At 45.2% G+C, this 9,839-nt stretch carries 9 protein-coding genes and 1 pseudogene; 8 read left to right on the forward strand and 2 right to left on the reverse strand.

What is annotated here, in order from left to right; all coding sequences use genetic code 11:
* Positions 1-21: 21 nt before the first annotated feature.
* Together QT996_RS23250 and QT996_RS23255 are read left to right on the forward strand one after the other, a co-directional pair.
* A complete protein-coding gene (locus tag QT996_RS23250; RefSeq protein WP_333049347.1) occupies positions 22-699 on the forward strand; it encodes an SRPBCC family protein in 678 nt (225 codons plus the stop codon).
* Positions 700-881: 182 nt separating this feature from the next.
* The gene (locus QT996_RS23255; RefSeq protein WP_333049349.1) at positions 882-1,256 is read left to right on the forward strand and encodes a signal peptidase I; all 375 of its coding nucleotides are present in this window, start codon (positions 882-884) and stop codon (positions 1,254-1,256) included.
* On the opposite strand, the gene galK is transcribed toward QT996_RS23255, so the two are convergent.
* Positions 1,246-2,325: a galactokinase gene (gene galK, locus QT996_RS23260; protein ID WP_333049350.1), complete on the reverse strand. Its 1,080-nt coding sequence runs from the start codon at positions 2,323-2,325 to the stop codon at positions 1,246-1,248. The two genes, QT996_RS23255 and galK, sit on opposite strands and share 11 nt — an antisense overlap.
* A gap of 181 nt (positions 2,326-2,506) precedes the next feature.
* Here galK and rsmA point away from each other — a divergent pair, with 181 nt between their 5' ends.
* Positions 2,507-3,328 carry a 16S rRNA (adenine(1518)-N(6)/adenine(1519)-N(6))-dimethyltransferase RsmA gene (gene rsmA, locus QT996_RS23265; protein WP_333049351.1) on the forward strand — a complete coding sequence of 274 codons (822 nt, stop codon included), beginning with the start codon at positions 2,507-2,509 and terminating at the stop codon, positions 3,326-3,328.
* A 124-nt stretch (positions 3,329-3,452) separates the two neighbouring features.
* Here rsmA and QT996_RS23270 read toward each other — a convergent pair whose 3' ends face one another.
* Positions 3,453-4,979 carry an ATP-binding protein gene (locus tag QT996_RS23270; protein ID WP_333049353.1) on the reverse strand — a complete coding sequence of 509 codons (1,527 nt, stop codon included), beginning with the start codon at positions 4,977-4,979 and terminating at the stop codon, positions 3,453-3,455.
* A 90-nt stretch (positions 4,980-5,069) separates the two neighbouring features.
* On the opposite strand from QT996_RS23270, the gene ispE reads away from it, so the two are divergent.
* From ispE to QT996_RS23295, 5 genes and pseudogenes are all read left to right on the forward strand, one after another.
* Complete coding sequence (gene ispE / locus QT996_RS23275; RefSeq protein WP_333049356.1) at positions 5,070-6,047, forward strand: 4-(cytidine 5'-diphospho)-2-C-methyl-D-erythritol kinase; 978 nt, start codon at positions 5,070-5,072, stop codon at positions 6,045-6,047.
* A 183-nt stretch (positions 6,048-6,230) separates the two neighbouring features.
* A complete protein-coding gene (locus QT996_RS23280; RefSeq protein WP_333049358.1) occupies positions 6,231-6,584 on the forward strand; it encodes a DUF3082 domain-containing protein in 354 nt (117 codons plus the stop codon).
* Between the two features lie 74 nt (positions 6,585-6,658).
* Positions 6,659-7,285: pseudogene (locus QT996_RS23285) on the forward strand (DUF488 domain-containing protein).
* A gap of 280 nt (positions 7,286-7,565) precedes the next feature.
* Positions 7,566-8,321, forward strand: a complete 756-nt coding sequence (locus QT996_RS23290; RefSeq protein ID WP_333049359.1) for a hypothetical protein — start codon at positions 7,566-7,568, stop codon at positions 8,319-8,321.
* Positions 8,322-8,443: 122 nt separating this feature from the next.
* Positions 8,444-9,781 carry an endonuclease gene (locus tag QT996_RS23295; RefSeq protein ID WP_333049361.1) on the forward strand — a complete coding sequence of 446 codons (1,338 nt, stop codon included), beginning with the start codon at positions 8,444-8,446 and terminating at the stop codon, positions 9,779-9,781.
* Positions 9,782-9,839: the final 58 nt, after the last annotated feature.

Consider the following 9,839-nt stretch of genomic DNA (forward strand, 5'->3'; position numbering starts at 1 on the left):
AAACCCATGGAATCTACTTCAATGACAAATTCCGACAAACAAAACCAAAGTAGCAGCGGCGATACCGAACGCTGGGCATCTTTAATTGGCGGTGGGGCGCTGGTGCTTTTTGGTTTGTCGCAGCGTTCTTTGAGAGGTGCTTTGCTGGCGGTTGCGGGCGGCGGTTTAGCGGCGCGCGGTCTGGGGGTTGTGGAGGGTTTGCAGTCGGCTGCCGATCCGAATCAAAGCATTAAAGTTGAAAAGACAGTGACGATCGACAAACCGGCTGATGAATTGTACCGTTTATGGCGCAATTTTGAAAATTTGCCTCGGTTTATGAAGCATCTCAAACACGTTACTGTCATTGATGAAAAACGTTCTCACTGGATTGCCAGCGCGCCGATGGGCAACAGTGTGGAATGGGATGCAGAGATTGTCCGCGAAGAAGAAAATCGCTTAATTGCTTGGGCGTCTGTGGAAGGAGCTGATGTTGACAATTCTGGTTTTGTGCGCTTTCAACCGGCATCTGCAGGACGCGGTACTGAGGTAAAAGTTGTCATCGAATACAACCCTCCGGGCGGTGCAATTGGTGCTGGTGCTGCTAAACTATTTGGCGAAGCTCCCGAACAGCAAATTGCCAATGATTTGCGTCGCTTTAAGCAGTTGATGGAAGCTGGGGAAATAGCGACTACGGAAGGTCAATCTTCGGGTCGCAAGTAATAAGTTAGATGGTGTCTCCGGATCTAACTAACATCTTGCACCATTCTCAGAACAGGCAAGATGCCTGTTCCACAAAGAGTGAATTTATTGTGGGGTGGGCATCCTGCCCGCCCATAAAAAGCTTATTGAAAATAATGCCCGATGTCAGATATAAGCATCTTTGTTGTTTACCGGATTAACTGATGTCATCTCAAGTGGTTTTCGGAAATGCGGGCGCTGAAGGTGCAAGTCGGGGCGGTTGGTTTGCGGGTCACTTTATGACGCCGGGCGATGACCCGCGATCGACTTCTGTTTTAGAGGTAAAATGGGGCACTCACCCCGCCGGAGATTGTAGGACTCAGTGGGCGGTAAATGCGGCAGCCACGACGCTTTCTATCCTGGTAAAAGGGCGGTTTCGCCTGCAATTTCCAGAGCAAGAAATCTTGCTGTCTCGCGAAGGAGATTATGCTCTCTGGCTACCGGGAGTGCCTCATTATTGGTCTGCTGAGGAGGATTCGGTGATCGTGACTGTGCGGTGGCCTTCCCTGTCGGGAGATAGTTCGGGAGTTAAGAATTAACTGTAATTTCGGGAACCAAAACGCGGCCACTATAACCTGCGCGCTGGTAGCGATCGATCACCTCTGATGCGATAACACCCGCTTTCCCACTCTCCACCAAGGCTACGCAAGCACCGCCAAAACCTCCGCCCGTCAGCCTTGCGCCGAAGACTCCGGGAATTGACTGCAAGATTGCCGCCAGCGTGTCTACTGCCGGCACCGAAACTTCATAGTCGTCGCGCTGACTGGCATGGGAAGCATTCATTAACTCGCCAAAACGTTTGGCTGGTAAAGATTTTACCGCTTCGAGCACGCGGTTGTTTTCGGTAACGACGTGCCGCGCTCGCTTTCTGAGGGGTTCCGGCAATACTTCGACAGCTTGGGGGTCGGCGATATCCCTAAGAGCTTTAACTCCCAATATCCGCGCGGATTCCTCACACTCGGCGCGCCGCTGGTTGTAGCCGCTTCCTGCTGCCAGTTCGTGGCTTTCGCCACTGTCAATTATTAAAATTTCTGTGTTTGTGGGAAAAGGTATGGGGCGGCATTCGAGGCTGCGGGTGTCGATAAATAGCATGGTGTTGGTGTCTGCTAAACTCGACGCCATTTGATCCATGATGCCGCAGTTCAAGCCGGCATATCGGATTTCAACTTGCTGTCCGATTTGAGCTAGGCGCACGTCCTCTAGGGGGAGGTTTAGCAGCGCGCGCAGTCCTCTGAGGGTGGCTATTTCTAAAGCGGCGCTGCTGGACAAACCGGCTCCGATCGGCACATTGGAGGTAATGTAGAGATTTATTGGCGGTATTTTGTATCCTTCTTTTTCTACAAGTCTGAGGCAGCCACAGATATAACTGACGAATTTTTGCGGTATGGTATCGTCGTCTGAAAAATTTATGAGTTCGTCATATTCTGCTGAATAAACATGGTGTCGATCGTCACTGCTGAAGCCAATTTGTACTGTTGTGCGCTGGGGAATCGCAGTTGGAAGTACAAATCCATCGTTGTAGTCTGTGTGTTCGCCTAGCAGGTTTACTCTTCCGGGCGCGCTGGCTGTGGTTTGGGGTAATGTACCAAATACTCGTTGGAATTTCATTTTTGGGGAATTGGTAATTGGGAAGAAATTAATTTATTTTTATATCGTTTATTCTTTTATTTTGCCCAATTTTTTTGGTTAATTCAACCCCTGTTAACAAAAATAAACATCACCGTTGGTTGGAAAAAGATATTGAGCTGTGATAGAATGACAGGCTAAGATTTCTCCAAAAATTCAAAAAATGCGATCGACCAGACCCCGGAAACAGTTTGCTCAACATTGGCTCAAAAGCGAGAAAGCCTTAGATAAGATTGTGAAAGCGGCTTCTTTGGATGGCGATCGCGTCCTGGAAATTGGGCCGGGCACGGGGATTTTGACTCGGCGTTTGCTGCCTGCGGCTGAGTCTGTTGTTGCTGTGGAGATCGATCGAGATTTGTGTCTCAAGCTAGCCAAACAACTCGGCAAAACCGACAATTTTTTACTGCTGCAAGGCGACTTCTTGGAAATGGACTTAGAGGCGGAACTAACGGCCTTTCCCAAATTCCAAAATCCCAATAAAGTTGTTGCCAATATTCCTTATAATATTACCGGCCCGATTCTGCAAAAACTGCTGGGAACCATATCTGTTCCTGCGGCTAAACCCTTCGATGCGATCGTGCTCTTAGTGCAGAAAGAAGTCGCCCAAAGGCTTTACGCTAAACCGGGTTCGACAGCTTTTGGCGCGCTGTCGGTGCGGGTGCAGTATTTAGCAGAATGCGAGTTAATTTGCGATGTGCCCTCTAAAGACTTTTTTCCGCCGCCAAAAGTCGATTCCGCCGTGGTGCGGCTGCTTCCCAGACAGATAGAAACTGCGGCGGTTAATCCGCGCTATTTAGAGAATTTAGTTAAGTTGGGATTTGGTAGCAAGCGCAAGATGCTGCGAAATAATTTGAAAGGGGCTGTGGATTTAGATAAACTCGTTCATTTGTTAGAAGAGTTACAGATAAATCCTCAATCTCGCGCTGAAGATTTAAGCGTCGATCAATGGGTAAAGTTGAGCAATAATATGATATGCGATGTTTGAAGTTCAGGATTGTGTTAGATACTAGAATTATTAAATAATTCTAGTATCTGGGTATTTGTTTTATAAGAAATTTTGGGTGTGACTACTAACATTTGAATTTAAGTTTTTGGGGATTTTTAAAGGTTTATTGCAGGCTAATCGGAATTTTAATAATAAATTCCGCACCTTGGCCCGGTGCAGAAATACACTGCAATTCGCCTTGATGTCTTACTGTGATAATTTGATAGCCGATCGATAAACCCAATCCTATGCCTTTGCCTACTGGTTTAGTGGTAAAAAATGGATTAAATAAGTGGTTCCTCACGGATTCTGTTATTTCTGGCCCGTTGTTGCTAATTCGGATTTCTACCACTTCACTGTCTAAAAGTTTAGTAGAAATTTTGATCATGCGGGGATTAGCTTCATTGGCTGCAATCGACGCGCTGTGGCAGTCCTCTTCTAAAGCATCAATAGCATTAGCGATGATATTCATAAATACTTGATTTAGCTGTCCGGGATAGCACTCTATTTTCGGTAAAGTGCCATATTCTTTGATAACTTGAATGCTCCACAAACCGGGCTTAGCATTCAATCGGCTTTGCAAAATCATCAGTGTGCTGTCAATTCCTTCATGAATGTCGGCTAATTTCCTTTCTGCTTCGTCATGGCGAGAAAAAATTCGCAGCGACTTGACAATACCGAGAATGCGCTCGGCACCATTTTTCATTGAAGTTAATATTTTTGGCAGGTCAGAAATGATAAAATCTAAATCTACAGACTCGATTGTTTCGTGAACTATAGGTAGGGGATTCGGATACTGCTCTTGATAGAGATTAACCAGTTCTAGCAAACTATTCGCATACTGGCGGGTGTGAGTAATATTGCCGTAAATAAAGTTAATCGGATTGTTGATTTCATGAGCAACCCCAGCGACCAATTGCCCCAAAGATGACATTTTTTCGCTCTGAATTAGCTTTGATTGAGCCTGCTTCAATTCAGACAATGCTTGTTCGAGCTGTTGAGTTTGAAACGTTAACTCTGCCGTGCGTTCCTCAACTCTAATTTCTAATTCTTCTTTAGCTTGTTGTAGTGCAGCTTCTGCTAATTGGCGATCGACAATTTCAGATGCTAGGAGTCGGTTGGCGAATTCTAAATGTTGAGTTTGAGACTTTAACTCTGCCGTGCGTTCCTCAACTCGAATCTCTAATTCTTCTTTAGCTTGTTGTAGTGCAGCTTCTGCTAATTGGCGCTCAACAATTTCAGCTTCTAGGAGTTGGTTGGCGGATTCTAACTGTGCGGGACTAGGAAGTGCGAGGGCTTGAGGAATTAAGTCTACCAAAAGTATGGCTGTAGCAAATGAAATAAAGGCAGTAATTGCTTTCATTGTTCCTGAAAGCCAATAGGTAGGATGCCAAAGTGTCCAGAGTTCAAATATGTGAGTGAGGCCACAGGCGACGATAAAGGCTCCAAACAGGCCAAAGATCCAATCAAAGGGCAAATCTTGGCGTTTGGAAATAAAATAAACCAATGTAATCGGGATGGAAAAATATGCCAGTGCAATTATAGAATCTGAGGCAACGTGAAGCCAGACTAACGGGGTATGCCAGAGATAGCAGTGACCGTGAGGAATAAATGACCCGGAACTAAAAAAAGTTTTCCACATTTCCTGCATAATATTTCCTTTGAGTTGTGAGAAAATGGACTCGGACTGGTGTCAATTAATTTCAACCAGGGGTTTCTTTCACCTGCGGCTTAATCACCTATGCGTTCATATTCTCTACTAGCTTCAGCAAAAATCAATCTGTATCTGGAAATCATAGGCGATCGCCCCGACGGATATCACGAACTGGCGATGGTACTTCAAAGCATAGATTTAGCCGATCGAATTGACTTGCGCGCGATCGGTACGGACACGATTCGCGTGCGCTGCGATCACCCGCAAGTCCCTCCTGATAAGAATAACCTGGCTTACCGGGCGGCGGATTTGTTGGCGAAGCAATTCCCCGATGCTTTGGCGAAATACGGCGGAGTCGAGATTGCTATTCACAAGCAGATTCCAGTGGCGGCGGGGCTTGCCGGCGGTTCTGCAAATGCGGCTGCGGTTTTAGTCGGGATGGATTTGCTGTGGCAATTGGGACTTACTCAGTCGGAGTTGCAAGAGTTGGGGGGAACTTTGGGTTCGGATGTGCCTTTTTGCATTGCTGGAGGTACGGCTTTGGCAACTGGTCGCGGAGATAAACTGTCGCCGCTGCCTGATTTGGGGGGCTTTTCTGTGGTGTTGGCTAAGTACCGTAATCTCAGTATTTCTACGGCATGGGCGTATCAAACTTATCGCCAGCAGTTCAGTAGTTCCTATTGTGCAGCGGAAGACTTGGAGTGCCGTCGGCAACGGCTGCATTCGGGCCCGATGGTGGGGGCGATCGCCCACAAAGATCGATCTAAAATTGGTCAATTGCTGCACAACGATTTAGAAAAAGTTGCTTTGCCCGTGTACCCGCAGGTGTTGCAGTTGCGGCAGGCTTTTGAGTCGGCGGGGGCTTTGGGAACGATGATGTCGGGTTCCGGGCCGACGGTGTTTGCGCTGGCCGAGTCTTCAGAGCAGGCTCAGCAAGTTATGGAACGGGTTAAAACTGCGATCGCTTCTCCAGATTTGGATTTTTGGGTAGCACAGTTTAGCAATACTGGAATTCAGATTTTTTCGGAGGGAAACGAGACGAAACCGCCGATTTCGAGGGTGTAACTCGAAGAGGGTGCGATCGCCATCGCCAGTTAAACGTGTCTAACAGGCGAGGGTCAAGATTAATCTAACTTTTCGCAGAGTCTATTGAGATCGAAGAACTGATAATATGTCATGCAACACCGATTTTAGTTTTGGTGAATTAACCAGAAATCTAAAATCTAAAATCTAAAATCTAAAATCGCCATGGCTGATTTAACTAATCCAAATTCAACTTCTAAACCTCTGAGTTCGGCTGGAGATGCAACCTCTGCATCTTCCACGCCGCCGACGATTTTGCGGTGCGTGATGGGTTCGCTGATCGCGGGCGGGTTTGCGGCGGCTTTGTACGCGCTAACTTTGTCGATCGTCCAAACTTTTGCAAATTCGCCCATTCATTCTGACAATGTAACTGCGATTAATATTGGCGCGGCTGTGCGAACTTTAGTCATGGGGATTGTGGCTTTGGGTGCGGGTGTTTTTGCGTTCGCGTCTTTGGGTTTGATGCTGCTGGCTTTGCAACTTGTGATTCAAAAGTTGGTGAAAAAACCCACAAGTTGAAGTCTACAGGTTGAAACCATCGGGCTACACAAATTTTCCTTCGCGCAGGCGGACTGCATAGTAAGATCGAAGCAATGGAATTATTTACGATCGGACACTCCAATCTGAGTATTGAAGCGTTTGTTTTGCTGCTGCAACAACACCGAATTACCGCAGTTGCGGACGTGCGATCGCATCCTTTTAGCCGCTATTTACCTCATTTTAATAAATCAGAAATTAAAGCTTCTCTGTCAAATGTTGGCATTCACTATGTTTTTTTAGGCAAATAGTTAGGCGCAAGACCAGAGGATTTAAGCTGTTACGATACTAGCGGTAAAGCTTTATACGATCGCATAGCAGCAACTCCTCTATTTTCCGCAGGAATTCAGCGCTTGCTCCAAGGCGCAGCCAATTATAAAATCAGTTTAATGTGTGCGGAAAAAGACCCGATTACTTGTCATAGGACTATTTTACTTTGCCACAAACTTAAAAAATTTAATTTACAAATTAATCACATTCTTTCAGATGGCAATTTAGAATCACACCAGCATTTAGAAGAAAGACTTTTGAGTAAGTTTAACAAAGCTCAAAAAACAAATGAGCCTATTCAGCTAAGCTTTTTTGAATTAGAACCTGATGTTAAAACTGAAAGGGTTGATTTAGAAACAGCTTATTATCGTCACGGATTGGAAATCGCTTATGTCAGCAAAAAAAACAATTAATTTATCAAATATGTCGCAGTTGGCGAGTTTTGCTAAGCCAAAATATTTAAATTCCTGCCCGCAGAACCTAATTTTTTAGGGGCGCAATGCGCCCATTACTGCTAGAATTAGCGCGCCAAACGATTTTTCGCATAAGTCCTGAACAACTCTTGACATCGCATACATTTATAAATTAGCATACAGCCCTCCGTGCCCACCCTATTTTTATAAATTTTGTTCGAGTTTTAACGTTGTTCATGCTATAATTCTGCGGGACTGTAGCAGAAAGGGGTGCTTTTTGATGAAAGCAGAATTTTATTTTGACTGTCACAAATATATTTGCAGTTTAGTTCAAGTAGATTTTGTCAAAGAATTAAAAATAAAAAATCATCAAGGTTTTGTTTTGGCTGTTAAGCAAGGACAAAAGATTGGACTTTTGGGAAAAAGTCGCCATAATGCTAAACAAGTTGATGTATCTAAGCCGCATTTTTATAATGTAATTAAAGCGGCTATGAGCGCTTTGGAATTAGAAACTAAAAATGAAGTGATATTAGAGAGAAATCGAACTCTTGCTGATGCCGAAGAAATGATTCAGCAGCAAAACCGAGAAATTCGCGTTCTCAACGAACAGATTAGAATGCTTGCGACTAAGGTTGAGGAATTGTCAAGGGAAAAGCAGCAGTTATCCATGCAGCTAGTAGACAAGGAAATCAGAGAAACTGAAATTAGTCAAGAAATTGATAACTTTCCTGCTACCGAGGAAGATTTATCGGCGGAAATTGAGCATCGGATGGGAGAAGTTGAAATTAGTAAAGAAATCGCACAATTGCCCGTTCACCCTTCTCTGTTAGCCGTGCAGTTAATCGTTAATGAACCGAATTCGGAGGAGATTGAGGAAGAGGAAGAAATCAGCGGGGGCGATGTTGAAATTGTTGATTTAGAAGTTATAGAAAAAGTAGAAGAAAATCTCCAACAAGTAGAAGTTCAAGGAGGCGAAAGTGAAATTAAGCGACTGCCTAAAAGACCTTCCAACAGAAAAATGAGAAAGAAATCTTAATGCTTTAGTTATATAGCAATCCTCGCATCATGTCTAAATTTATTACGGACTCCCAGCGGGTTAGGGGAGGGTTGGGGTCTGACAGGTGTAGGTTTTTTACAGGGAGATAGTATGGAACCCATTTGGGATACTTTGACGATCGCCAGCAGATGAGGCTCGGCTCTTGTCACGGGCGATCGGCTCTTGTCACGGGCGATCGGCTCTTGTCGCGAGCGATAATCAAGGCAATCGAACGAAACACTCCGAATGCGGAAACAACCTCAATGCTGAACAATAAGCATCTCAAAGATTGGTCATGTATCGTGTCTCAACGAATGGCTCATTTGTCGATACCTCAAGCGATTGGGTTAGCGACATGGAGCTTTGGCACAGTCATGGCTACATCTAGCAGCTTAACCCAAGTTTCGCATTTAATTGCCCAAATCAACGGAGAAAAAACGAATACAGTTCGTCAGCGATTAAAAGAATGGTATCAGGAAGCCCCAGCCAAAAAAGGACTTCACCGTCGTGAGTTGGATGTTCGTAGTTGTTTTGCTCCTTTACTGTTGTGGGTGCTGAGTTTACTGCCAAAAAATGTGGAAGACATTAGCTTAGCATTGGATGCCACTAGCATCGGAGATAAATTTACAGTTCTATCGATGAACATCTTGTTAGCTGGGTCGGGAATTCCGGTAGCTTGGTGTGTGGTGAATGCCACAGAGCCCGGAAGCTGGAAACCTCATTGGCAAAAACTCATTTCCCAAGTTCAAGGCGTAATTCCGGCCAACTTTAGGGTGATCGTGGCGACCGATCGAGGATTGTATGCTGATTGGCTTTATCAATTAATTAAAAGCGTGGGCTGGCATCCTTTCCTACGTATCAACCATCAAGGAACTTATCGTCTGCCATCTCAACAAACATGGCAGCCACTGGCAGATCTGGTTCGTCCCGGCGGACAATCGTGGGCCGCAGAAGTCCTGTGCTTTAAAACTAACCCTCTTTCTTGTACGCTCCTAGCTCGTTGGGATCTAGATTACAAAGACCCGTGGTTGATTCTGACAGACCTTAAACCTCAAGAAGCAAACGTTCTCTGGTATGGGCTGCGTTCTTGTACCGAAGGTGTTTACCGCGATCTCAAATCTGATGGCTGGCAATGGCATAATACCCGTTTACTTGACCCACAACGAGCCGAACGAATGTGGTTAGTGCTGGCTGTTGCCACTTTATGGATGGTGATCTTGGGTGGCACTCAGGAGGGTCGATCGGTTGCCTCGAATTTGCCACAACTGCCCCCTGAACATATTGCTTTAAATGAGCCTATTGCTCTTAAAAAAGAGCGTCATTTGTCTTGCTTTCTGCTGGGTTTTGTGACTCTGATGGCTGATTTACTCAACAATATTCCCATTCATCTCGAGCGTTGGAGTTCTTTCCCTCACACTCCTGTAGATTCCTTTTATGCTTGTAAGCTGTTGCACATTTAAACTGTGATACAAGCATTACCCTTATTTTTGATTTTGCGACCCCATTTAATTATTAATT

It is taken from the genome of Microcoleus sp. S13C4 (assembly GCF_036700865.1).
GTDB lineage: Bacteria > Cyanobacteriota > Cyanobacteriia > Cyanobacteriales > Microcoleaceae > Microcoleus.